General features: G+C 62.7%; 20 protein-coding genes, 2 tRNA genes and 1 pseudogene. 7 read left to right on the top strand and 16 right to left on the bottom strand.

All coding sequences use genetic code 11. The features are described from left to right. The first annotated feature begins 117 nt into the window (after positions 1–117). A complete protein-coding gene (locus AYX22_RS14445) occupies positions 118–945 on the top strand; it encodes a caspase family protein (RefSeq protein ID WP_207594044.1) in 828 nt (275 codons plus the stop codon). A 37-nt stretch (positions 946–982) separates the two neighbouring features. On the opposite strand, the gene AYX22_RS14450 is transcribed toward AYX22_RS14445, so the two are convergent. The 6 genes from AYX22_RS14450 to AYX22_RS24115 all read right to left on the bottom strand — a co-directional run bounded on the left by AYX22_RS14450 (position 983) and on the right by AYX22_RS24115 (position 6,982). Next, complete coding sequence (locus tag AYX22_RS14450) at positions 983–2,608, bottom strand: hypothetical protein (RefSeq protein ID WP_207594045.1); 1,626 nt, start codon at positions 2,606–2,608, stop codon at positions 983–985. A 109-nt stretch (positions 2,609–2,717) separates the two neighbouring features. After that, positions 2,718–3,839 (bottom strand): tRNA 2-thiouridine(34) synthase MnmA, encoded by a 1,122-nt coding sequence (gene mnmA, locus AYX22_RS14455; protein ID WP_242703640.1) that lies wholly within the window; start codon positions 3,837–3,839, stop codon positions 2,718–2,720. Between the two features lie 144 nt (positions 3,840–3,983). Beyond that, positions 3,984–5,216 carry a cysteine desulfurase family protein gene (locus AYX22_RS14460; RefSeq protein WP_207594047.1) on the bottom strand — a complete coding sequence of 411 codons (1,233 nt, stop codon included), beginning with the start codon at positions 5,214–5,216 and terminating at the stop codon, positions 3,984–3,986. Between the two features lie 90 nt (positions 5,217–5,306). Then, entirely contained in the window at positions 5,307–5,984 is a 678-nt protein-coding gene (locus AYX22_RS14465; protein ID WP_242703341.1) for a hypothetical protein, read from the bottom strand. Positions 5,985–6,054: 70 nt separating this feature from the next. Then, positions 6,055–6,318 (bottom strand): hypothetical protein, encoded by a 264-nt coding sequence (locus tag AYX22_RS24110; protein ID WP_242703342.1) that lies wholly within the window; start codon positions 6,316–6,318, stop codon positions 6,055–6,057. Beyond that, entirely contained in the window at positions 6,287–6,982 is a 696-nt protein-coding gene (locus AYX22_RS24115) for a diacylglycerol kinase family protein (protein ID WP_242703343.1), read from the bottom strand. Before AYX22_RS24115 ends, AYX22_RS24110 begins: the two co-directional genes overlap by 32 nt. 120 nt (positions 6,983–7,102) lie before the next feature. Here AYX22_RS24115 and AYX22_RS14475 point away from each other — a divergent pair, with 120 nt between their 5' ends. From AYX22_RS14475 to AYX22_RS14490, 4 genes are all read left to right on the top strand, one after another. Continuing rightward, complete coding sequence (locus AYX22_RS14475; RefSeq protein ID WP_207594048.1) at positions 7,103–8,047, top strand: J domain-containing protein; 945 nt, start codon at positions 7,103–7,105, stop codon at positions 8,045–8,047. Between the two features lie 46 nt (positions 8,048–8,093). Next, positions 8,094–8,561, top strand: a complete 468-nt coding sequence (locus AYX22_RS14480; RefSeq protein WP_207594049.1) for a tRNA (cytidine(34)-2'-O)-methyltransferase — start codon at positions 8,094–8,096, stop codon at positions 8,559–8,561. Positions 8,562–8,751: 190 nt separating this feature from the next. Further along, a complete protein-coding gene (sigK, locus tag AYX22_RS14485) occupies positions 8,752–9,357 on the top strand; it encodes an ECF RNA polymerase sigma factor SigK (RefSeq protein WP_207594050.1) in 606 nt (201 codons plus the stop codon). A gap of 1 nt (position 9,358) precedes the next feature. After that, entirely contained in the window at positions 9,359–10,192 is an 834-nt protein-coding gene (locus AYX22_RS14490; RefSeq protein ID WP_207594051.1) for an anti-sigma factor, read from the top strand. A gap of 83 nt (positions 10,193–10,275) precedes the next feature. Here the strand turns inward: AYX22_RS14490 and AYX22_RS14495 are convergent, their stop codons facing one another. From AYX22_RS14495 to AYX22_RS14520, 6 genes and pseudogenes are all read right to left on the bottom strand, one after another. Continuing rightward, positions 10,276–11,679 (bottom strand): gluconate:H+ symporter, encoded by a 1,404-nt coding sequence (locus tag AYX22_RS14495; RefSeq protein ID WP_207594052.1) that lies wholly within the window; start codon positions 11,677–11,679, stop codon positions 10,276–10,278. Continuing rightward, a pseudogene (locus AYX22_RS14500) lies at positions 11,676–12,220 on the bottom strand (gluconokinase). Before AYX22_RS14500 ends, AYX22_RS14495 begins: the two are co-directional and overlap by 4 nt. A gap of 74 nt (positions 12,221–12,294) precedes the next feature. Beyond that, positions 12,295–13,074: a PIG-L deacetylase family protein gene (locus tag AYX22_RS14505; RefSeq protein WP_207594053.1), complete on the bottom strand. Its 780-nt coding sequence runs from the start codon at positions 13,072–13,074 to the stop codon at positions 12,295–12,297. A 5-nt stretch (positions 13,075–13,079) separates the two neighbouring features. After that, entirely contained in the window at positions 13,080–14,033 is a 954-nt protein-coding gene (locus AYX22_RS14510) for an electron transfer flavoprotein subunit alpha/FixB family protein (RefSeq protein ID WP_207594054.1), read from the bottom strand. Between the two features lie 14 nt (positions 14,034–14,047). Next, entirely contained in the window at positions 14,048–14,851 is an 804-nt protein-coding gene (locus AYX22_RS14515) for an electron transfer flavoprotein subunit beta/FixA family protein (RefSeq protein WP_207594055.1), read from the bottom strand. A 246-nt stretch (positions 14,852–15,097) separates the two neighbouring features. Beyond that, complete coding sequence (locus tag AYX22_RS14520) at positions 15,098–16,843, bottom strand: trypsin-like peptidase domain-containing protein (RefSeq protein ID WP_207594056.1); 1,746 nt, start codon at positions 16,841–16,843, stop codon at positions 15,098–15,100. A 321-nt stretch (positions 16,844–17,164) separates the two neighbouring features. Here AYX22_RS14520 and AYX22_RS14525 point away from each other — a divergent pair, with 321 nt between their 5' ends. Then, positions 17,165–19,225, top strand: a complete 2,061-nt coding sequence (locus AYX22_RS14525; RefSeq protein ID WP_207594057.1) for a TPM domain-containing protein — start codon at positions 17,165–17,167, stop codon at positions 19,223–19,225. Between the two features lie 98 nt (positions 19,226–19,323). Next, a complete protein-coding gene (locus tag AYX22_RS14530; protein ID WP_207594058.1) occupies positions 19,324–20,112 on the top strand; it encodes a PspA/IM30 family protein in 789 nt (262 codons plus the stop codon). Positions 20,113–20,207: 95 nt separating this feature from the next. Here AYX22_RS14530 and AYX22_RS14535 read toward each other — a convergent pair whose 3' ends face one another. From AYX22_RS14535 to AYX22_RS14550, 4 genes are all read right to left on the bottom strand, one after another. Further along, entirely contained in the window at positions 20,208–21,008 is an 801-nt protein-coding gene (locus tag AYX22_RS14535; RefSeq protein ID WP_207594059.1) for a GntR family transcriptional regulator, read from the bottom strand. A 124-nt stretch (positions 21,009–21,132) separates the two neighbouring features. Next, positions 21,133–21,206, bottom strand: a tRNA-Met gene (locus AYX22_RS14540). Positions 21,207–21,419: 213 nt separating this feature from the next. Then, positions 21,420–21,493: transfer RNA gene (locus AYX22_RS14545), tRNA-Met, on the bottom strand. A gap of 140 nt (positions 21,494–21,633) precedes the next feature. Continuing rightward, positions 21,634–24,630 (bottom strand): UPF0182 family protein, encoded by a 2,997-nt coding sequence (locus tag AYX22_RS14550; RefSeq protein WP_207594060.1) that lies wholly within the window; start codon positions 24,628–24,630, stop codon positions 21,634–21,636. Positions 24,631–24,754: the final 124 nt, after the last annotated feature.

Genomic DNA, 24,754 nt, shown 5'->3' on the forward strand with positions numbered 1-24,754 from the left:
AATTTACTTTCCAGTAGCTTTCTTCGAACGCCTCCCGGCCATTGCTCCGACGGATGCGCCGGAATATCGTAGGTTCCGAGTCCCCACTCACTGAAAGACCGCCCGAAGGACACGCACATGAGCAAGGCAGCACTTTGTGTAGGGATCAACAAGTTCAAATTTCTGCCCCAGGCCAGCTGGCTCAACGGCTGCGTCAACGATGCCGAAGACCTCGCAGCGATGCTCGAAAAAAACTATGGCTTCGAAGGTTCCAACATCACTGTCCTGCGGGACGCCAAAGCGGTGAAAAAGTCAGTCATGGCTGCTCTCAATGCCTTGGTGGACGCTGCCGTGGCGGGTACCGTGACCCACATTGTGTTCACCTTTTCAAGCCATGGAACCCAAGTGCCGGACACCAGCGGCGATGAAAGCGACCGCTTGGATGAGGCCTTTGCGTGCTACGACATCAACAACTCCGGTGATCGCTGGGATCCCGGCACGGTGATCACCGACGACGAACTCGCATCCTTGTTTGCCCGGCTGCCGAAGGGAGTCCTGATGGATGTTGTGCTTGATACCTGCCACAGCGGAACGGGCCTGAAGTCATTGGACCTCCTCCCCGGACGCCGTCCCCGTTTCCTGCCGGCGCCCAGCCCCCGGGCAGCCATCGCCAATGAATCCAAGGACACCCGCAGCTTGCGGGACATGGTCAAGGCGGCCAAGCTCTCCGCACCGGTTCTGATGGCAGCCTGCCGCTCAGACCAGACTGCAGCCGACGCCTTCATAGAGGGCCGGTACAACGGCGCCTTTACCTACAACTTTGTGAAGGCCCTCATGGGTGACGGTACCGTGGCGCGGGCCGACATCCTGAAGCAGGTCAGCAAGGGCCTCAAGTCCGGCGGCTTCGATCAGATCGCCCAACTGGAAGGCTCGACGGCGGCACGCAGGGCCGCGTGGGGCGCCTGACTTGGGTGCCTGGGGAAGTCCGCCGGCTGCCGAAAGCTTAGTCCCCGGTGCCATGGAACTTGTCCCGGACCCCCGATGAGGCGGCCTCCTCAGCGTCGTGGTGCTGGTCCGAACCGAACATCTGCCCTTGGCGTTCCCTGTCCATCACTGGTTTGAGGGCCGCATACACCAGCCGGCCACCGGCGTCGAAACGCAACAGCCCTCCCCCGCGGATGTCCACGAAGTCCCTCCGGGTTTTCAACCCGAGGCGGACGTATGCTTCCCGCCGGCTCATCCGGACCGTCTGGATGAACGAGGCTCCTATCTCGGAAATAATGAATCCATCCGGGGACACACGCTCAGAGGTACGTACGCGCGTGGAACTGAGGGGTGTACGCCGCTCAAGCCGCGCCGCCTCCAGGAGTCGGGGATTTTCCCAGACAAAGCGCTGCACCTCCTGGGGGTCGGAGCCGAGGGCCGAAAGCCTGATGGGGTAGCGGAGGCCCTGGTAGTTGTCCACGCCGCTGATGTTGTTCAAGGAGACCCGACGTATTCCGATGGCGGAGAACTCGTTTTGGATCGCCTCGCGGTATCCGTGATTGTCTTCGGGAACCATGTCGAGGTCGGCTGCAATGATGCCGCGGAGGAGATCCCGCCACGAGACGTCCACAGGTGGCATGTAGGAGAGTCCGCGGATCACCATCCGCAGGACCCGGGTGGCCACAATCGAGCCTGATTCGGCTTTCTGTTGCAGACCTTGGCTGTCCCCGAACCGCGCGTTCCGCTCCGACCACAGACGTTGGACGGCCCGGAGCACCGCCCCCACCACCACGGCACCCCGTGCATGCGGCTCCAGCAGTGACTGCCAGCCATCGGGCACAGCGCCAACGAAGGGCTCGCGCAGTGGCCCGCGGGCGAAGAGGTCACGCGCAAAATCAAAAAGGGAACGCATCAGGATGGCATCATCAACTGCTTGCCCGGCCTCAAACCCACCGCCGGCCGCTTCAAGCTGCCGCGCCACCACGTCGCGGGAAGAAAAGACGGAAAGGATGGCCACGATGTCGGCCAAGGCCTCGTGCATGGCCAGCTGCTCCGTGGTGGCCATGTGGTCGGCCCACGCCGGCCGGAACCCGTCCAGGATGGCATGTGTCACTTCGTGGGCGACGATGTCCCGGTAGAGGGCTGTGGGGACTTTGTATCCCATCCGATCCACCGAACCGAAGCGGATGATGTTGGTTCCCCGTTCGTAGCCGGTGTCAGTGGCAGTGATCAGATCCCGCGCTTTGAGAACCACACGCCCTTCCGGGTTCCAGGGCATGCGCCTGCCGAGCGTCGTTTCGAAGATATCCAAGGTACTCATGGCCACACCGTAGACGTGCTGTGCCAGGAAACGTGTGTCATCCAGGAGTTCACGCAAACCCGGTGCCGGAGGTTCCGAGATCAGCTGCCAGGGATCACCTTGCTGCGTCAGCGTCACCGGGGACACAGTGGTTCCACGCCACTTCCTGATATGGACGGCGTAGCGGTGGCCGGTGGGACCACGCCTGAGGCGTTCAACCGGGATACGGACCTGTGCCGTCAGTGGAGGTGCTCCCGGGGCGCCGATAGGCCCCTCGGCCAGGACCGTCACCGAGACCATCTGCCCGGCTTTGATGTCCCCCGGGCTCTTTTTTGGATATGCCACAGTCATCGCCGTCCCGAATGCGGACCCCAAACACCGCAGCGGAAGCGCTGCTTAGCCCAGTATGGAGGCGCCCCATGGCGGAGGCAATGGGTGTGGCGGGCTAGAGCTCCTAGAGGGCCACGCGCTGAAGGGAACGGGCGGCATCGATGGTTGCCTGCCCCAAAACCCGGCTGCCCTGGTAAAGGACAACTGTTTGCCCAGGAGCCACACCACGGAGCGGATCGGTCAAGGTGACAACGAGTTCGGCCCGCTGAACCCCTGAATCGTCGACAACGGTTTCCACGTGTGCTTTCGCCGGAACGGGATCCCCGTGCGCCCGTACCTGGGCATGGCAGTCGAACTCCGCACCCGTCGCAACTTCGGCGATGGGCAAGCCTGCCCACGAAACCTTGATTCCACGGATCTCGTCGATGGCAAGCAAAGCTTCGGGTCCCACCACCACTTTGTTTTCCTTGGGACGGATCTCCAGGACAAACCGGGGCTTGCCATCAGCGGCCGGAGTTCCCAGCTTCAATCCGCGGCGCTGTCCCACTGTGAAGGCGTTGGCACCGGGATGTTCGCCTACTTTGACCCCGGTCTCGTCAACGATGTCGCCGGTGGTCATGTCAATCTTTTCGGCCAGCCAGCCACGGGTGTCGCCGTCGGAGATGAAGCAGATGTCGTGGCTGTCCGGCTTGTTGGCCACGGACAGGCCCCGCCGCTCAGCTTCCGCGCGCACTTCTGCCTTGGACGGCGTGTCCGCCAGCGGGAACATGGAGTGCTTAAGCTGCTCATGGGTCAGGACACCCAGGACGTAGCTCTGGTCCTTGGCCCAATCCGCCGCGCGGTGGAGTTCCCGGTTGCCGTCGGCGTCTTCGATCACCTTGGCGTAGTGCCCGGTGCATACGGCGTCGAAGCCCAGCGCAATGGCCTTCTCCAGCAGGGCAGCAAACTTGATGCGTTCGTTGCAGCGCATGCACGGGTTTGGCGTCCGCCCTGCAGCATATTCGTCAATGAAGTCCTGGACGACGTCTTCCTTGAAGCGCTCCGAGAAATCCCACACGTAGTAAGGGATCCCCAGGACGTCGCAGGCACGCCAGGCGTCACGGGAGTCCTCGATGGTGCAGCATCCCCGGCTTCCGGTGCGCAGGGTGCCGGGCATGCGCGACAACGCGAGGTGGACTCCGACGACGTCGTGTCCTGCCTCGACGGCGCGGGCGGCGGCCACGGCAGAGTCAACTCCGCCGCTCATTGCTGCAAGTACTCGCATGCTGGCTTTCTGTGTTGGGGGCTGTGGCAACTGTTCCGGCTCAGACCAGCCGGCGTGCCCGTCCATTCTAGCTTGCAATACCACGACTGCACTAAATTCCTTGGCCCCTCCCCACCAAGGCCACCGTTACAAGGACGTTGGCGATCCCTGCCGCGCCACTGTTGCAGCCGTCTGGATGCTGGACTCGTGGCCTGCCATTCCTGCCTGCCGCGCCCGTGAGCATGCCTCGGGAAGAGCCTTCAGCAGCGCATCCACATCCGCTTCCGTAGAGCTGTGGCCCAGAGTGAAGCGCTGGGCGCCGCGGGCAGTATCCTCGTCGAGGCCCATGGCCAACAGCACGTGCGACGGGCGCGGGACTCCTGCCGTGCAGGCAGAGCCAGTAGACGATTCAACGCCTGCCAGGTCCAGGAGGAAGAGGAGCGAATCGCCTTCACACCCCGGGAACGTGAAATGGGCATTGCCCGGCAGCCGCCGCTCTCCCGCGGCACCCCGCAGCACTGCGTCGGGCACGGCAGCGCCGACGCCATCGATCAGACGGTCGCGCAACGCGCTGAGCCGTTCCCGCTCTTCCGCGAGATTCCCAGTGACTGCTTCAGCCGCGGCGGCGAAGGCAGCAATGGCCGGGGTGTCCAGGGTTCCCGAGCGGACATCACGTTCCTGGCCGCCACCGTGCTGTACCGGTGTCAATTTCACAGCCCTCCCCAGGAAGAGCGCGCCAACGCCCACTGGGCCGCCCAGCTTGTGCCCCGACACCGACATCGCGGCTAGGCCGCTTGCCCGGAAATCCACGGGGACCGAACCGAAGGCCTGCACAGCGTCGGAGTGGACCGGGATTCCATGGGGCTTTGCGAGGTCAACGATCTCCGCGACTGGTTGGATGGTGCCCACTTCATTGTTGGCCCACATGACAGTGACGAGCGCAATGGATCCGGGATCCCGCTCGATCTCCCGTTGAAGGACCTCGAGCCGCACGGTGCCGGACTCATCGACAGGTAGCCACACAACGTCCGCACCTTCATGCCGCTCGAGCCACTCCACAGTGTCAAGGACCGCATGATGTTCGACGGCGGAGCACAAGACCCGCGTCCGGCGGGGGTCCTCGTCCCGGCGGGCCCAGAACAAGCCCTTGACGGCCAAGTTGTCTGCTTCGGTTCCTCCCGAGGTGAAAATGACCTCCGAAGGATGGGCGCCAGCTGCTGCGGCCAACATTTCACGGGCATCCTCGACGGCGCGCCGGGCGCGTCGACCCGCTCCGTGCAGCGAGGACGGATTGCCGGTTCGCGCCAACTCCCGCGTCATGACGGCGAGCGCTTCTGCCGACAGGGGCGTGGTGGCAGCGTGATCGAGGTATACAGGCACCTTGCCATTCTACCGATGGGACCTGGGACGCAGTGGTCTCTTCCGCGGCCACGACCGTGCAAGACAGGCAGCAACCTGGCGGGACCCAGCTTAACCTGGCGGGACCACCACAAGCTGGGCCGCCGCTTCAGCACGCGCCTTGTCCAAGGAACCGTCATCCGGGCAAGCCACCGAAATATACACCGACGACGCCGGAACACTGAACAACCGGGCCATCACTACAGCGGCGTTCCCGCCCGTTGCGGCTGACGATTCCAAAGCAAGGAACTCCACGTTGTGCTGCGGCTCATCCGAGTCCTGTCCCCACCGCAGCGACACCGGCTTCAGGCTTTCCACCGCAATGCCGGGATCAAGGTAACGGAAGAGTTCCTTGGTGGAGGCTGCGTCATCATCCGCGACGGTCAAGGGACCCTGGTTGACGCTGACGCGGGCTGCCAGGGTGCAGCCATCAGTCTTCCGATACCGGACTTCGCCTTGGAGGCCGGAATGCACCACAGTCCACCCCGGAACTTCTTCCAGCCGCGTAGATACCGTCACCGGATCCCCCGGAGCCAACGTGTTCCCAGCTCCCAACGGCAAGTCCTTCGCCGCAACCGCTGCCGCATCATGCCCGGGCGTGATGCGCGGCGTTGCCAGCGTGGACTCCGACGGCGACGGTTTCGGCGCCGCTGGATCCGGAACGTTAACGGTGCAGCCCGCCATCACGGCGCCAGCGGCTGCCAAGGCAGCAATCCCAGCCACCCGTCGTCGAACGTTTCGCGCCACCATCGCTCCTTATCCCCCTGCCATGCCGGAGGGCATGGCATCTGCCGCGATCGAGTCTAGCCGTCAGGCCCGCCTAGGCGAGGACCCGTAGAGCACCTGGAACAATATCGACCTCCACAGGCAACGCGCCGATGCGTTCGCCGTCCGCATATGCCACCACACCCTTCGCGTCCAACCGCACCTTCCGGACACGCCTGGTCTCCACAGCGGGGTGGCTGACGTGCCTGCCGGCAAATACTTTGGGGAAGACTGCGAGGAATCGGAGCCGTGACAATGGTTTGACCACAAAGAGGTCCAAGAAGCCGTCATCGGGCGAAGCCTCGGGGGTGATCCGCATGCCGCCGCCGATACTGCCCGTTAGCCACCGAAATCAGCAACGCCGGCTGGCGCCAGGTCACGTCATCGGCAGTCACCGTATAGTCGATCCGTCGGAACGAACCCAGCTCCATGAGCATCGCCAGGTTGTAGCGGCTCTTTCCGCGCGGCCACCGCCACGAGTTGGCCCGTTCGTTGACTGCGGCATCGAACCCGGCCGAGAGAACCCCGGCAAAATAGACGGTCCGGCCATCCGCAGCGACCCGTCCGGCATCGATGGTCCGCCCGCCTGAAACCATTGCGGCCAGGATCCGGCGGCAGGCAGCGGGTGTGTCATGCAGCGGCAAACCCAGGAGCCGGGCAACATCGTTACCTGTCCCGCTGGGAACAATACCCAGGGCAACGTCCCCTCCGGTAAGCGCGTTGACCCCCAGATGGACCATGCCGTCGCCTCCCACCACCACCAGGGCGTCTACTGCAGGGCCGGAAAGGGTTCGGGCTACAAGCCGCTGCAGGGCGTCGTAACTATCCGCTTCGAGCACGACGACGTCCCGTCCGGCGGCGCGGAACTGCGCTGCAGCGTGGTCCCCGGCATTGCGGGTCCGGCCAAAGGACGCCGCAGGATTTATCGCCACGGCGATCGTCCCCGCTTTGCTGGAGGGGTTTATGGCTGCCGGTGGGGTCACAGCGTGAATTATGCCAGTCGGGAACCACACGCCCCGATACCAACGTTCACATAGTGGCTGGATAAACTGGCCACTACCGCGCCTCCCTGGAGCGCACCACCTTGAGAGAAGGGCCCGTGCTTGGCCGAGGGCAGCAGTTCGCACTATCAGGTTCTCCGTGTGTCCGTCACAGCTACGGACAAGGAGATCAAGGTCGCCTACCGCAAGGCTGCCCGAAAGGCGCACCCCGACCATGGCGGAGAAGCAGAGATGTTCCGGCGCGTGACTCTCGCCTACGAAACCCTGATCGACCCGCAGCGAAGGGCTGAGTACGATCGCAGGTACGCCAGCGGCTCCCCGGGCCGCGGTCAGCCGCAGCCCGGGGACTACACGGGCGCCACGGCGCCGGGGCCTTTCGCCACAGGCAGCGTCAGGCGACCCCAGGCCCAGCGCAACACCGCCGGTGATCCCCCTGTCTACGTCCCGGCCTTCGACGATCCCCATGAAGTGCCGCTCATTTCTGCTGCGGACGCAGCACAGCAGGTCCATGGGTTACCGCGCAAGCGCGGCATCTTTGGTGCCGAAGCGCGGATTCAACGGGAAATGCGTACCGTCCAGCTCATCAGCAGGCAGGTCCTGCCTGCCATTCCTGCGGCCCGGCTCATCAATGGTCTTCGCTCGCCGTCGGACAACAACCACATCGACCACGCTGTCCTGTCCGGATACCGGCTGGCCCTGGTGGGTTCCATGCTCCTTCCCAAGGGTGCCTACGCTTGGGATGGCCACTCACTGCGGCACGGTGGCCGATCCGTCGCTCCCCCACAGCTTGCCCATATTGTCCGGCATATGCAGGACATCTTCCCCGAACTCAACGTCACAGGATGGGTTGTCCTGCACAGTCCCGATGGCAACCTGCACGAACCGGTGATCGACCAGTATGGCAAGGGCCAGTCCAGCAACAGTGCCGTGGAAGTAGTCAACGCGGCAGGGCTGGTCAGGGGCCTGAAGCAGTTCCTGAGCTCGGGGCCGGCGCCCAACACCGTGGTGGTTCCGGTTCTGGCGCGGCTGCTGCGCGGGATGCACTAGGCGATCGTGCCGCGGGAGGCTGGTTTGGGCTGGCTAAGATGGAACAGTGTTCCGCATCCTCTTCCACACCCCTGAAATCCCGGGCAACACGGGCAACGCCATCCGCCTGGCCGCCATCACGGGAGCCGAGCTCCATTTGGTGGAGCCCCTCGGCTTCGACTTTTCCGATGCCAAGCTTCGTCGCGCCGGCCTGGATTACCACGACCTTGCGGTGGTCACCGTCCATAAGGACATCGACGCCGCGTGGGAGGCACTGCACCCCGAACGCGTCTTCGCGTACACGTCCGACGGCGAAACGTCCTATACGGATATCAGCTACCGTGAGGGCGACGTCCTGATGTTCGGGCCGGAGTCGGTTGGCCTGCCGGACTGGCTGAAACAGGACCCGCACGTCACGGCTCGAGTCCGCCTGCCCATGAAGCCCTCACTCCGTTCGCTCAACTTGGCCAACGCTGCCTCCATCGCTGTGTTCGAGGCCTGGCGCCAGAACGGGTTCGCAGGCGCCAAGGTGTAGCCCATCCAAGCGCGCCACGGCACCGAATACCTTATGCAGGCACAGTTCCTGCATCAGGACATTCGTTGAGGGAGTATTCGTGAGCGCGCTGCAGACCAGGGTGACAACGGTAGTCCGCTGTGCCGCCACGCCCGCAACACCATATGGCCGTGCTGCCGGTTTCAAACGGGACGACATATGCTGGACAGTAATGGACATCCCCAACAACCCCGGCCCCCCGGTCTTCGAGGACACAGGCACTGCAACTGACTTGAATACGCAGTTGACTGCCTTGCTCGAACTCGTGGCTGCCGGTGATCAGCCGGCTTTTGCCGAGTTCTACCGCCTGACCTCACGGCGAGTGTTTGGCATGGCCAAGCGCGTCCTGATCGACCCGGACCTGAGCGAGGATGCCACCCAGGAAGTTTTCCTCCAGGTGTGGCAGGGCGCAAGCAAATTCGATCGCGCGGCCGGAACCCCGCTGGCATGGCTTATGACCATCGCCCATCGCCGCGCCATCGACCGCGTCCGTGCCGTACAGGCCGCCACAGACCGCGAGGCCAGATACGGCGCAGCGAGCCAGGACCCCGATCGGGACCTGGTGGCAGAGGAAGCCGACACCAACCTCGAAGCTGAAGCAGTCAGCCGATGCCTCGGCACATTGACAGACACCCAGCGCGAATCCGTCCGCCTTGCTTACTACGGCGGCCTGACGTACCGGGAAGTCGCCGAGCACCTGGGCGCCGCCGTCCCCACCATCAAGTCCCGCATCCGTGACGGTTTGCTGCGCCTCAAGACCTGCTTGGGGGTGGCTTGATATGACTGAGAACACCAGTGGAGGCTTTATCCGCAGAATGTTTGCCAATGACATCGCTACCGACCTCGCCGAGGGACGCGTCCTCGAGCTGGCTGAGATCTATGCCTTGGACGCCGTCAGTGACGATGAACGGGCCATGATCGATGACTACGTCAAGGATGCTCCCGAAGGTCCCGAATTCCTGGAGCGGGTCCGCGAAGCCCGCGAGACCCTCGCAGTCAGCTTTGCCCCGGAGGAAGCGCCACCAGCCAGGCTCTTCGATAACATCATGGAACGCATCACCACGGATGCTGCCGCCCAAGCGCCTTCTGAGCCAGTGGCGCCGCCTGCCCTGCGTCCCGCCGTCGACGACCTCGCGGCCGCCAGGGCCAAGCGCGAGGAACGCCAGCGCACCGGTGGCGCACGCAGATGGATCATCGGTGCGGCCGCAGCGGCCGTGATCGCGCTTGGAGGCATCGGTGTGGGCGCCTACGTCTCGGTGCAGAACGACCCCGTAAACCAGGTGCTGCAGGCACAGGATGTCCAGCAGAAGTCCGCGCCCGTTCCCGGCGGTGGTACGGCAACCATCTCCGCGTCCTCGGCCAAGGACTCCTTCGTGGTTCTGATGGATGGCGTTGCACCCGCCCCGGAGGGCAAGGTCTACCAGCTGTGGACCCTGCCCAAGGACGGCTCCGCCCCGGTGCCACAAGGCACCATGGACGCCCAAACACTCTCCAAGCCAGCCGTTGTCAAGGGGCTGTCCTCAGCTTCGTCCGTTGCCATCACCGTGGAACCCACGGGCGGATCAAGCGCCCCCACCACAGACCCTGTCCTGGTGGTCGCGTTGAGCGCCTGACCCTGAACGGGAATTAGCACACGACGGCGGCCGTCCCACCATGGGGACGGCCGCCGTCGAGCTTTATGGAGTCGCTTTCGCAGCTATAACACGAGCGACAGAAGCATCACGAAGCCGAAGCCGACCACGGAAATCAGTGTCTCCATGACGGACCAGGTCTTGAACGTCTGCCCAACGGTGAGCCCGAACAGTTCTTTGACCAACCAGAATCCGGCGTCGTTGACGTGGGACAGGAACAGCGAGCCTGCCCCGATGGCCAGGGCCAGCAAGGCCGCGTGCGTCGGGCTCAGGCTGCTGGCAAGGGGTGCCACGATGCCGGCGGCCGTTACAGTGGCCACCGTCGCAGACCCTGTGGCGAGGCGGAGCGCCACAGCAACGATGAAGCCGAGGACCAAGACCGACATATTGGCGCCCTCCGCCCATTTCTTGACGGAGTCCCCCACGCCGGCGCCGATCAAGGTCTGCTTGAAACCGCCACCGGCACCGACAATGAGGAGGATCGCCGCGATGGGACCCAGGCTCTCGCCGAGCTTGGCCGTGATCCTGCTGCCAGTGAAGCCCACGGCGTAGCCGAAGGTAACTATGGCCAGCAGCACGGCCAGTGTCATGGCCACCAAAGGCTGGCCCACAAAGTCAAAGAAGATCCGAATGGCAGGTGCCGTCTCAGGGTTCGGCCAGATGATGCCGCCCAAAGCCTTCAGCAGCATCAGCACCACCGGGAAGATGATGGTCAGCAGCGTTACCAGGAACGATGGCTGGCGCTTGACCTCACTCAGGTCAGCCGCGTGCTGGGTGTCGATGCCACCGGCTACGGCCGGCGCGTCAACAGGCACCCACCGCGCTGCGAGTCGGGAGAAGAGCGGACCACAGATGATGACGGTGGGAATCGCCACGAGGATGCCAAGACCGAGTGTTGTTCCCAGCTCGGCCTTAACGGCGCTGATGGCAATCAGCGGCCCCGGGTGCGGCGGTACCAGTCCGTGCAGTACGGACAAGCCGGCCAGCGCAGGGATGGCGATGCGCATCAGCTTCATCTTGGACCGCTGGGTGACCAGGACGATCACCGGAAGCAGCAGCACGAGTCCGATTTCGAAGAACATGGGCAAGCCAATGATCACGGCTACCAGGGTGATCATCCAGACCAGCTTGTTGCCGCTGGCTTTGGCCAACAAGGTGTCCACCACACGGTTGGCGCCACCGGAATCGGCCAGCAGCTTGCCGAGCATGGCTCCGAGCGCGATCAGCAGCCCGACTTCCTTGAGGACACTGCCAACCCCGTCTTCGAAGTTGGTGATGACCTTGCCCAGTTCTACTCCGGAGGCCAGGCCCACGAAGGCAGATCCCAGGACAAGCGCCAGGAACGGGTGGAGCTTCAATTTCGCGATCAGTACGACGATCAGCGCAATGCCCAGTGCAGCGACCACAAGGAGTTGGGTGTCGTGCCCGCTCCATTCCTGCACTTGCATTGCGGTATCCAGGACCTTCACGAGACGGTCGATTCGGTACCGGCACCAGCAGGCCGAAGACCCAGCCGGTCAATGACCTCGTCGGCTTCTTCGGCCGGCGATGCGGAGACGCACAGCGAGATGTGGTTCTCGTCTTCCGTCGGCTCCTCCAGGGCGTCGAATTGGGATTCAAGGAGCGACGGCGGCATGAAGTGTCCATGCCTGGACGCAAGGCGATCAGAGATCTTGTCTTTGCTCCCCTGCAGGAAGACGAACACTACGCCTTCTCCGCGGAGAACATCACGATACTTTTCTTCAGCGCCGAGCACGTGATAATGGCCGGCGTTCCAGCCTCCACGTGTTCCCGGATCCAGTCCGAAATGATACCCAGCCACGGCCACCGGTCCTCATCACTGAGGGCTTGACCAGCCTGCATTTTTGCCACGTTCGCTGCGGGATGAAGGTCGTCGCCCTCGGCCAGGTCCCATCCCAATTTGCCGGCCAGAACGCCGGCTACGGTCGATTTCCCAGAACCGGAGACTCCCATAATCACCAGTACGGGTTGTTGCGCAGTCTTCGCCATCAAAGTCTGCCTTCCTCGAATAAATATGATTTAACCGAGATCAAGCATATGACACGGGTAACACCACGGCAACGTCAGAAGCCGGCGATGGTGCTCGATCCGTTGACTGACACCACGTGGAAGCCCTCAGCGCTGGTCCCGGCAGGCAGCCCGGCACGTTCTCCATTGGCCAGCATCAAGTCCCTGACAACACGCTCCATGCCGTCAATATCGGGATGCTGGCTGGCATGGACGCGGATGGCTTCCAGCTTGGCATCGACCTGGCTTGAGACATCCACAAAGTGGTTCTCCCGGGCCTCCGGACTGGAAATAAACCACAACCACGGCAACTTGTACGCGCCCAGGCCGGCCTCGGCCAGTTCCGGGTAGGCAAAGGGATTCTCCACCGCAGGATAAGCAGCCCGGGTGACGGCCTCGCCGGCCGCGAGGTGGTCCGGATGGCTCTTCTGGAGCCGATCCCAGTTACGTTCCGGGTGCATGGTCAGCACGATGTCCGGACGGATTTCCCTGATCAGTTTCACCACCTGCTTGATGACGCCATGCGTCGGTTCAAGATAGCCATCACGCTCGTGCAGATAGTGGATGTCGCTGACGCCCACCAGGGCGGCTGCCTGCTTCTGCTCCTCCGCGCGGAGCTCGATGATCCGTTCCCTGTCCACCGGATCAAATCCTCCGGCGTCGCCGTCAGTCATGATGCAGTAGCTGACCTCGACGCCGGCCGCCGTCCATGCCGCAATGGTGCCGGCGGCCCCGAAGTCGATGTCGTCAGGATGGGCAGTAAAACAAAGCACCCGCTCAACGCGCTCCAAGGAGGCGTCGAACGGGCTCTTTGCTGACGAAACGCCAGGAGACAAAGGGATCAGCCTTTCCGCTTCTTGATCTCGGCTGTGGCCTGCGGGAGAACCTTGAAGAGGTCGCCGATGATGCCGTAGTCGGCAATTTCGAAGACCGGCGATTCTGCGTCCTTGTTGATGGCCACAATGACCTTGGAGGTCTGCATGCCGGCCTTCTGCTGGATGGCTCCGGAGATGCCTGCCGAGATGTACAGCTGGGGCGAAACCGTGACACCGGTCTGGCCCACCTGGGCATCGTGCGCGATCCAGCCGGCGTCGGTAGCAGCGCGGGATGCACCCACTGCAGCACCCAATGCATCTGCAAGCTCTTCCACCGGACCGAAGTCGCCGTCAACGCCGCGGCCGCCGGCCACGACGATCCGGGCTTCGCTGAGGTCCGGACGGCCACTGACCGGTTTTTCGGACCGCGCCGCGATGCGTGCAGAGTTCGCCAAGGCGTCCGCCGGGACATCAACCGTGACAGATGCGGGAATTCCCGCTGCGCCGGCCGGTGCAGGCTCAACGTTGTTGGCCTTGACCGAAAGAACCGTCACCGAAGTGGTGGCCTTCGCCGTGGTGTTGTAAGAGCCTGCGAGAACCGACTTATGCGCGGTGCCGTCAGCCTCCACGCCCACAACGTCGGTGATAACGCCGGCGTTGAGCTTGATACCAAGCCTGCCCGCGATTTCCTTGCCCTCCGGCGAGTTGTCCAGGAGAACTGCTGTTGCTCCCGAAGCGTGCACTGCAGCGGCAAGGTAAGCGGCCTTCGGGCCCACCAGGTAGTTGTCGAGGTCGTCCGCCGACGGCTGGTAAACGGTGGCGACGCCATAGGCACCCAAGGTGGCGGCGACGTCGTCGTGCAGCTCACCGGAGAACGCGACGGCGGTCTCGCCCAGCGAACGGGCGATGGTCAGGAGTTCCAGGCTGCTCTTCTTAAGAGCTGCTCCCGGGTTATCAATGAAAACAAGTGCATTTGCCATGGTTGCGATCCCCTTTAGAGCAGCTTCTGTGCGGCGAGGAAGTCGACCAGCTTGATGCCGGCGTCGCCGTCGTCGGTGATGATGGTGCCGGCTGTCCGCGGCGGGCGGGCCTCCGCAGACTCCACCACGGTCCAGGAGCCAGCCAAGCCCACCTGCGAGGCGTCCACACCGATGTCGGCAAGCGACAGGGAGGCAATTTTCTTCTTCTTGGCCGCAAGGATGCCCTTGAAGTTGGGATAGCGCGGCTCGTTGATCTGGTCTGTCACCGAAACAACGGCAGGAAGCTGCGCTTCAACGGTCTCAGAGAAGGCGCCGGCATCACGGCGGGCCGTGACCTGGCTGCCGGCAATGTCCAGGCTGGAAGCAAAGGTGACCTGCGGGAACTGCAAGCGCTCGGCCAGCTGGGCCGGGATCAGCGACGTCTCACCATCAGTGGACGCCATGCCGGTCAGGACCAGGTCCACAGGGCGGCCGTCGGCCGAAAGGTAGCGGATGGCGGCCGCGAGGGCCAGTGAGGTGGCCGCGGCATCCGAACCGGCCAAAGCGTCATCGCTCAGGTGCACGCCCGAGTACGCACCGATCTGGAGCGACTTCTTCACCGCGTTAACGGCGCCGGACGGACCCATGCTCAAGGCGATAACCTCATTGCCGGCCTTCGGTCCGCCGCGTTCCTCGGCCAGCTGCAGCGCTGCCTCAAGTGCGTACTCATCCAGCTCGGACAAGATGCTCTCGTCACGGTCGGTTGTGTTGCCAGGTCCGGTGATGTGCCGGTCGAACTGCGCGTCCGGGACGTGCTTGACCAGAACGACAATCTTCAATGTCTCTTCCACTGTCTTCGAAGCAGCCTTCCATGCTTGTGGACGGCCAACCGCAGCAGCGTGGCCGTGAATAGCCCAGCGCGTGGGCTCGTCCTAGCTAAGCATATTGCCCGCAGAAAACCACTCCCAGCGTTAACCCCTGTTTCAGATTCCTTTGGCCGACGTTGTCGTGTGAGTGTCGGGAACGCCACGACGGCGGGCGCCACCCGTCAGGTGACGCCCGTCGTCGTACGCTGTTCCTGCCGCCTATTGCTGGGCGGCGTCGAGGGTGACCTCGACCTCCTGGGACTGTCCACCTCGCTGAATGGTGACCTTGACCTTGGCACCGGCCGGCTGCTCGCGCACAGCGGCGGTCAGCTGGTTCGGGTCGCTGACCGTGTAATCTCCGAACTTGGTCACGACGTCGCCAACCTTGATACCGGCCTTCGCTGCGGCCGAACCAGTGGTCACCGCGGCGACCTCTGCACCCACGGAGAACCCGGAATCGCTGCCCGTAGACGACTTGGAGCGAACCGACACGCCGAACTGTCCGTGACTGGCCTTGCCGGACTCGATGATTTCCTGGGCCACGCGCTTGGCGTGATTGATCGGCACGCTGAAGCCAACGCCGATGTTGCCGGTGGAGGAATCGGAGGTTCCGCTGCCCGCGGAGGCGATGGCAACGTTGACACCAATGACTTCGCCCTTGTTGTTGACAAGCGCACCACCGGAGTTGCCCGGGTTGATGGCAGCATCAGTCTGGATGACATTGATGGCAATGGATCCTTCATTTGCCGAGCGCTGGCTCTGGCCGCCGTTGGGAGGCGCGAACTGGAAGCCCTCGTCGTCGCCTTGGCTCTCGTCAGGCGTTCCCTCCGGCACAGCCGACGAAGCGACACTGATGGTCCGGTTGAGCGTAGAGACAATGCCATCCGTCACCGTACCGGTGAGGCCCAGCGGCGAACCGATGGCGACGGCGGTGTCCCCCACGTTGATCTTGGACGAGTCACCGAGTGTTGCCGGAACCAGCCCGGAAGCGTCGCTGACTTTGATCACGGCGAGGTCTGACAACGGGTCAGTGCCCACCACGGTGGCCTTGAGAACCTTGCCGTCGTTGGTCCGTACCTCAATTGCTGCGTTGGCCGTTGCGCCATCGAGCGTCACGACGTGTGTGTTCGTCAGGATGTGGCCCTGGTCATCAAGGATGATGCCGGAACCTGTTCCGCCCTCGTTGCCGCTGGTCGCCTTAATGGTAACGACACTGGGTGAGGCCTTGGCGGCCGCTGCGGTGATGACGTTGACGTCATCCTTGTTGTTCACGATGACAGTGCTCGACTGTCCGCTGCTTGACGCTGCCGGGGCCGGTTGGTCCCACAGCACGTTGCTTCCGGCCACGACGCCGCCACCGATCAAGCCCGCCGCCAGCATGCTTGCCACGAGGGTGCCGACGCCGAACGCCGGCTTGCGCTTGGTGGCGCCATTGGCGTTGGCGGGAGCGTGCGGCATTCCAGGACCATGCTGGCCCTGAGGGCTGGCTCCTCCGCCGTAGAACGGCTGGTGCTGGGGGTAGCTGGGGCGGTGGGCCGGGTCCTGCTGTGGCACGCCGTAGTACTGCGGCCGCTGCGTGTTGGCGTTGGGCTGGGCGGACGGCTGGGCCGGGGCCGCGTGCTGGCTGGCGTGCTGCCCTCCGTGCTGTGCGGTGTACTGCTGGGGTGTGTGCTGGGCCGGGGCCGCGTGCTGGCTGGCGTTCGGCGCCGGGGCGCTCTCCTGGCCGGGCTGAGCCTGTCCGGGCTGGCGCTCCTGACCTGGTTGGGACTCCGGGGCGGCATTCGACTTGAAGGCCGGCAGCGGCGTAGTGGGCTGTGCAGAGTTCTCCGCACCTGCCCCTTGTCCTGACGTCCAGGCAGGCTGCTGCTGGGTTGCGGTGGCATCACTGTGGCCGCTGGTGGTGTCCCGCGGCTCTGATGGCTCGCGATCCTCCGGTGCTGTGCCCTGCGCTGGGTTCTCCGTCATGGGTCTTCCTTTCGTCCTCGTCTCCAACAACTATGGACCCTGTAACTGGATCAAAAGCGAACGTTCGCTGGGAGCTTCCTGAAAGGCCCTCACCGCCTCTCGGAACTCCTGCTGGATTACTCTCAACGGCTGGACAATCCAGCTCAATTCTATATTTCGCTGGTGGCATATTCACTCCTGTGGACGGGCCATGGGGTGCACCATAGAATCAAGAGGAATTGCCACAGCGACCTGCGGCTTTACACCATGCGTGGGGGCGCTGAGCATTCTGTGACGATTGGTACGCCTTGTTCCAGTCGCAGACGTGCTGAAGGGTTGCACATGCGGTCAATAGTTAAACGCGTACTCGCCGTGATCGGCCTGGCTGGAATGTTGGCCTTCCCGGCCACAGCTGCCTGGGCCACCGATCCGGTGACCATTCCGTCCGGCCAGAACATCGTCGACGACGCCAACGTCCTGGGCAGCCGAAAAGGCGAGGTCCAGGAGGCCATCCAAAAAACGCTCAAGGACCACAAGTACAACCTGTACGTGGTGACGGTGGATTCCTTCACGAATCCGTCGTCACCAACAGAGTGGACCAAGGCTGTGGCCGAGAAGAAGGGCATGGGTAAGCCGGACGCCATTCTGGCGATCTCCACGGCCGGGCAGTACAACTTTGCCCTGAACTCGGGCAGCTCCATCTACTCCAAGCAGTCAGCAATCGCGCAAAACGCCGTTGTTGCCAATCTGGCAGGCGGCAAGAAGGACTACGCCCAGGCAGCCATAGACACAGCCGCTGCCATCGGCGACGCCGCGGGCGGCGGAAGCGGGACAGTGCCCAGCGGGAATGCCGGCGTCGGTGTCCTTGTCGGTGTTGGCGTGGTGGCGGCGGGTGGCGCCGGAACTTACCTCTACCTGCGCAACCGTCGCAAGAAGGGCGGCACCAAGGCTGTCAGCGCGAGCTACGGACCGCAAGGTGAACAGCTCGATCCGCTCGCAGGGCTGAGCATCCCCGAGCTGCGCCAGAAGAGCGGCTCGCTGTTGATCGAGGCGGATGACGCCATAAAGTCCAGCGAGCAGGAACTCGGATTCGCCCAGGCACAGTACGGTGATTCCGCCATTGGCAACTTCACCAAAGCCTTGGAAGAAGCCAAGGCCCACATGACGGAGTCCTTCAAGCTTCAGCAGCAGTTGGACGACCACATACCTGACACTGAGGAACAGCAGCGAAGCTGGCTCGGCGAAATCATCCGTAGGTCAGAGGCAGCACTTGCGTCCCTGCGAGACCAGAAGGCCGACTTCGACTCTTTGCGTGAGTTGGAGAAGAATGCTCCCCAAGCTTTGGCAGCAGTTTCTGCCGGAGCCAAGGCTGCAGATTCAAAGATCGCGAACGCCGAGCAATCCCTTGAGGGTCTCCGCGCCAAATACGCCGAATCTGCCTTGACCCAGGTCTCTGACAACATCCTGCAGGCAAAGGAACGCCTCGCGTTCGTACAGAATGCTGTCACCGCCGCACAGGAAAAACTGTCCAGCGGCGAGAACAGCCTTGCCGCTGTGGCAGTTCGTGCCGCCGAGGAAAGCCTGCACCAGACCAACGTGTTGATCGATGCGATTTCCAAAACGGCCGGCAGCTTGGATGAGGCACGGGCATCCCTGGAAAGCGCAGTTGCAGAGACCAGCCAGGACCTTGCCCAAGCCCGGGCCATGATCCAATCCGGCGAACATCCGGAACTTGCCGGCCCTGTGGCCGGTGTGGAGGCAGCGTTGGCGCAGGTGAAAACCGAAATCCAGGGCGGGAAGATCGATCCCATCGCGACGCTCAGCCGCGTAGAGTCTGCCCACCAGGCTCTGGATCAGTCGTTGTCTGGTATCCGTGACCAGCAGGAGCAGGCCCGCCGTGCACAAGCGTCACTGCAGCAGACCATCATGGCCGCACAAGCACAGATCAGCGCCACGTCGGACTACATCACCGCCCGACGCGGCGGCGTAGGCACGGAGGCGCGAACCAGGTTGGCCGAGGCCCAACGCAATCTCGATTACGCGCTGTCCATCTCACGCAATGATCCTGTCACTGCACTGACCTACGCCCAGCAGGCGCACTCACTTGCTGCCCAGGCGGCCCAACTTGCACAGTCCGATGTAGACCAGTTCGGCTATGCCGACCAAGGCCAAGGCTATGGACGCGGTGGCATGTTCGGCGGTGGCGGCGGCGGAGGCGGCCTCGGCGGTGCCATCCTCGGGGGTATCCTCATCAACTCCATTCTCAATGGCGGCGGAGGCGGCTGGGGCGGCGGCAATGACGGCGGAGGCGGCGGCGGGTTCTTCGGCGGCGATTCCGGTGGCGGCGGAGACTGGGGCGGCGGCGGAGGCGACTTCGGCGGCGGAGACTCCGGCAGCTTCTAGCCCGACAGACTAGGTGGGGTCCATGCCCCGCATAGAAGCGGTACAACAACTGATCACTGATTTCAGTGGCACCACTGAGCAGGACGAAAGGCAACACCATGGTTAAGCAGTCCATTTTCGGTCGGATCTCACAGCTCGCCAAGGCAAACATCAATGCTTTGCTGGACCAGGCTGAGGACCCTCAGAAGATGCTGGACCAAATGGTCCGCGACTACACGAACAACATTGCCGAGGCCGAATCAGCCGTGGCCCAGACCATCGGTAATCTCCGGATGTTGCAGGCGGACTACAACGAGGACATCAAGAACGCCCAGGACTGGGGCAACAAGGCCCTTGCGGCATCCCGGAAGGCCGACGAGTACCGCGCTGCCGGCGACACCGTGGATGCCCAGAAGTTCGACAACCTTGCCAAGGTGGCCATCCAGCGCCAGATGACCGCGGAGTCCGAGGCCAAGGCGGCTGAGCCGAGCATCGCATCCCAGACTGAGGTAGTGGACAAGCTCAAGACCGGGCTCGACCAGATGAAGGGCAAGCTGAACCAGCTCACTGCCAAGCGCAACGAACTTGTGGCACGCTCCAAGACCGCAGCCGCGCAGTCCCAGGTACACGATGCCCTCAAGAGCATTGACATCATGGATCCCACCAGCGAGGTAGGCCGCTTCGAAGAGAAGATCCGCCGCGAAGAGGCCAAGGTCCTGGGCCAGCAGGAGCTCGCCAGCTCCAGCCTCGACGCCCAGTTCAACCAGTTGGAAGACCTTGGAGAGCAGACGGAGATCGAGGCTCGCCTTGCAGCATTGAAGTCCGGCGGTTCCAAGCCGGCCATCGGCGCCGGTGCTGCCGCTACAACTGGCTCCACCGTCGACGAAGCTGACTTCGACAAGCTCTAGCTCGCATCGGGCACGTGCCCGTGATGTACTGCTGAACCAAGCCAATGGGCCGGATCCTCCAAAGGATCCGGCCCATTTTCTCTGATGGCATTTACCTAACCCGCCGCAGTTTGAACCACGGAATCCTGCCCAGGACTTACGTCGGTAGCCACTTCAGCACGGATCTCGAACCCTTTCGGGTGGAAGTAGGTCACCGTGCATTCCAGCACCTCGCCGTGTGGGCCCAACGTGGTCCGCTCCAGTCGGGGCACCATGGGGAAGCCACGGACGTTGAGCGCGTCTGCGAGGTGCTCCGGGGGCTCATGCATGGTCACGGTGATTTCCGCCCGCTGGAGCGGCTTCAGTGTCCTGTCCTGAATAACCTGATAGATGGAATTTCGTTCGGCATCCGCAAGGCTGATATGGCGCCCGATGTGCGAAGGGATGAAGATCTCCGCAATGGCATACGGCCAGCCGGCGCTTGAATACGATCGGCGGATCACCAGAACAAGGTTGTCATCAGAAACCAGCTTTGCCGGCACTGACTTGTCCTTTTCCATCCATTTGTATTCGATAAGACCTTTGACGGTCTTCATCCCCGCCGCCGTGAACGTCTCCATGAAAGGAGCCAGGCGGTTCAGCATTTTTACCGGGCGTTGGGCCATTACGAACGTTCCCTTGCCCTGCCTGCGAACCAACAGTCCTTTGACCACGAGCGTTTCTATCGCCTTCCGGACTGTGGTGCGGCTGATGCCGTACTCGTCCATCAGGGACTCTTCCGTAGGTATCCGGGATCCTGGCTCCAGCCGGCTGACTTGGTCCACCAAAACGTCAGCCACCTGCTGATAGACAGCAACGGGACTGTCCCTCTGAAGGACTTCACGGGTGAGGCCCGGCTTGACGTCTTCATTGACCATTGGGTCCGTCCCATCCCCTTTCCTGCCTCAGCAAATCCGGATCTGATGCTAGCACCCGTCATCACGCACTTCGCTTAAACAAAAGATCCGGACCAGTAAAAACTGATCCGGATCTTTTCTCCAGTTGCGGGGACAGGATTTGAACCTGTGACCTCTGGGTTATGAGCCCAGCGAGCTACCGAACTGCTCCACCCCGCGTCGCAAGATCAACTCTACCGCACCCGTCAGGGTGCTTCTGACCATATGGCGGCAATGGTGCCGCAGATCACTTCCTCGCCTTAGGGCTCCATTCCATCTGCGTTGACCACCGCTACCCCTCCCAGAGGACACGTCGGCACAGTGGATTTCACAGGATTCCGGGGAAAACAAAAGATCCGGATCAGTAAGTACTGATCCGGATCTTTTCTCCAGTTGCGGGGACAGGATTTGAACCTGTGACCTCTGGGTTATGAGCCCAGCGAGCTACCGAACTGCTCCACCCCGCGTCGCAAGAACAACATTACCGTCCGGTGAATGGGAGACCAAATCCTGGCTGCGTGATGTGCGTCTCCCCAAACTGAAAGGGCCGGTGACCGCTCCGAAAGGAGCGGGCACCGGCCCATATCAGTCGCCTTTTTCGCCAGGCCTAGCTGCTCGGAGAAGGCGACGGTGTGGCACTGGGGCTGGCTTCCGGTGTTGCCGAAGGAGTCGCCGTGGCGCCCAGACGGGTTTCCGCATCCAGGGCCTTCTTCAGTGCCTCGGACAGCTTGGTCTGCTGGGCGCCGTAAGCGGCAAAGTCGCCCTTCGCCAAGGCGGCCTGGCCGTCCGCGATCGCCTTATTGGCTTCGTCCAGCGCTGCCTTGAGGTCAGCCTTGGCATCAGTGGGACCAGCCGGCGGCGTCGTGGTGCCCGGAGGTGAGGTGGGCGTTTGGCCGTTGTTGTCGGCATCGCCGGCGGTAGCGCCGGAGTTGCCACCGAACAGTTGGTCCAAGGCCTCGTCCAAGGTTGGCGCAAAGCCGATCTTGTCACCGAAAGCCACCAGCACGCGCTGCAACGTCGGGTAGGACGTCTCACCGGTGGACTTCAGGTAGACGGGCTGCACGTACAGCAGACCGCCACCCACGGGCAGCGTCAACAGGTTGCCGTTCAGAACGTCCGAGGCCCCCTGCCGCAGGAGGTTCAGCGCCTGTGACACGGTGGGATCGGAGTTGAACTTGTTCTGTGCCTGGCCGGGCCCAGGGACTTGGGTATCGGTAGGGAGCTCCAGGAGCCGCAGTTTTCCGTAGCTCTCCCCCTTGACGCCCTTGACGTTTCCGGCATCAGAGTCCGCAGCAAGGAAGCCGTACAGGATGTTCCTCGCGCTGCCGTTGACCGTCTGTGGAATAAAGGACGATGTCAGCTGGAAGGCAGGCTTCTCCTGGTCAGGCATCTGCAGCGACATGTAGAACGGCGGCTGCTTGACGGCTTCGGAAACTGTGGGATCGTTCGGAACGCTCCAAGCATCATTGTTCTGGTAGAAGCTGTCCGGATCCGTCACGTGGTACCGGCCGAGAAGCTCACGCTGGACCTTGAAGAGATCCTCCGGGTACCGAACGTGGCTCATGAGGTCGCCCGACATCTCCGAGTAGGGCTTGATAACGGTCGGGAAGACCTTCTGCCAAGCCTTCAGGATGGGGTCCTGATCATCCCATGCATAGAGGTTTACTGAACCGTCGTAGGCATCCACAGTGGCCTTGACCGAGTTGCGGATGTAGTTGACCGAGCTGTTCGGCAAGGCAACCGTGCGGCCAGCGCTGGTCTGCGAGTCGGCAGTGGCGTTCTGCAACTGCTGCGGCTGCGAATACGGGAAGTACTGGCTGGTGGTGTAACCGTCAACAATCCACTTCACTCGACCATCGACAACGGCCGGGTACGCATTGCCGTCAACAGTCAGGTACGGGGCGAGCTTCTCGACACGTTCACGGGGATTGCGTTCGTACAGGATCTGGGACTCAGCGTTGACACCATCGGAAAGCAACAGGTCCGAAGACTGGAACTTGATGGAGTAGAGGATCCGGTTGAGCCAGTTTCCAACGTTGGGACCGCCATTGCCGCTGAAGGTGTACTGGGTCTCTCCCCCGCCTTCCCTGCCTGCCGGCCGGTCCTGCTCACGGTTCGGCGCACCATCAGGCGCTCCCACGATGGAGTACTCGGGAGAGTTCTCGCCAAAGTAGATGCGGGGCTCGTAGGTGGTGTCATTGCCGAGGACACCATTTGACGGAATGCCGGACTGCAGGAACTCCGGCTTTCCATCAGCGGTGAACTTGTTGCCCTTGGCAGCCACAACACCGTAACCGTGCGTGTAGACAATGTGCCTGTTGACCCACGTCTGCTGGTTGGCGCTCAGGCCATCCGGGTTCAGCTCGCGAACTGCGATGACTGTGTCCTGAACCTTGCCGTCAACCATGTAGCGGTCAACATTCAAGGTCTGGGGGAACTGGTAGTACGGGCGATACTGTTCCAGCTGCGCGAACGCTGAAGAAATGAGGTTCGGGTCCAGAAGGCGGATGTTCGCAGTGGTTTGCGCATCTGCAGCGAGCGCGCCAGTCGTGGCTGTGGTGGTGGCGTTGTAGGCCGAGACATCAATCTGGTCCAGGCCATACGCGGCCCGGGTCATCTTGATGTTTCGGTCTATGAATTCCTTCTCCAACGTGTTTTCCGAGGGACGTACTTGGAACTGCTGGATAACCCACGGATAGACACCGCCGGCCAGGATGGCTGTAATGACCAACATGGCGGTACCGATGACCGGCAGGCGCCAGCGTCCGATGACCGCGGCGATAATGAACAGAATGGCCACAAGCCCCGCGGCAACCGCGAGGATCGCTTTGGTGGGAACCACCGCATTGACATCCGTATACAGTGCACCGGCCCAGCGGCCGGAATTGCTCTGCACCGTGGTGTAACGGTCCAACCAAAAGTTGACACCCAGCAGGATCAGGAAAAGTGCACCGGTCACAGCGATGTGGATCTGGGCAGCGCGGCTGGTGAAAATACCGCGCTCCATCAGGCGGATGCTGCCGTAAAGGTAGTGGGTCAGGATTCCGGCGATACCGGCCACTACGGCGATGCTGATCAAGAAGCCCGTGACGAAGCCCAGGAAGGGAAGCGACATCAGGTAGAAGCTGATGTCGAGGTTGAACAGCGGATCTGTCTGCCCGAATGGCTCCTGGTTGAAGAACAGCAAGGCCTTCTGCCACTGGCTGGCCGCCGCGCTGCCGGCAAACAGGCCAAACAGGATGGGCAGGCCGATCATGACAACCCGGCGTACAGGCTCAAGCTGGGCCTGGTAGCGGTTGAGGTTATCCCGCGACTCGGCATCCGGGGCATAAACGGGGCGGGAGCGGTACGCGATCCTGATGGCGAAGAACACAGCAGCGAACATCATGGCGAAACCGATCAGGAACGTGATGATCCTGGCCAGGTTTTCGCGTATGTACACTTCGAAGAAACCAAGCTGCTGGTACCAGAGGACGTCGGTCCACACATTGGCGAAGAAAATGAACCCGACGACGGCCACTGCCACGACAATGAGCGTCGGCGTCAGGGCACCTCGTCTCAGCGGTGATCTTCCGGGCGGGTTGGAGCTGGCGGGACGGGACAAACTCTGTACCTCATTGGTGTCAGTGAACAGTCGGTATGCGAGTGGTTGACATTCTCTGCCGCTGGGATATGGCGGAGGCCGTCATATATGCCACGAGTGGCGGTGGAGCTAAGTTCCACCGCCA

The sequence above is a fragment of the Arthrobacter sp. D5-1 genome, assembly GCF_017357425.1.
In the GTDB taxonomy this organism is placed as follows: domain Bacteria; phylum Actinomycetota; class Actinomycetes; order Actinomycetales; family Micrococcaceae; genus Arthrobacter.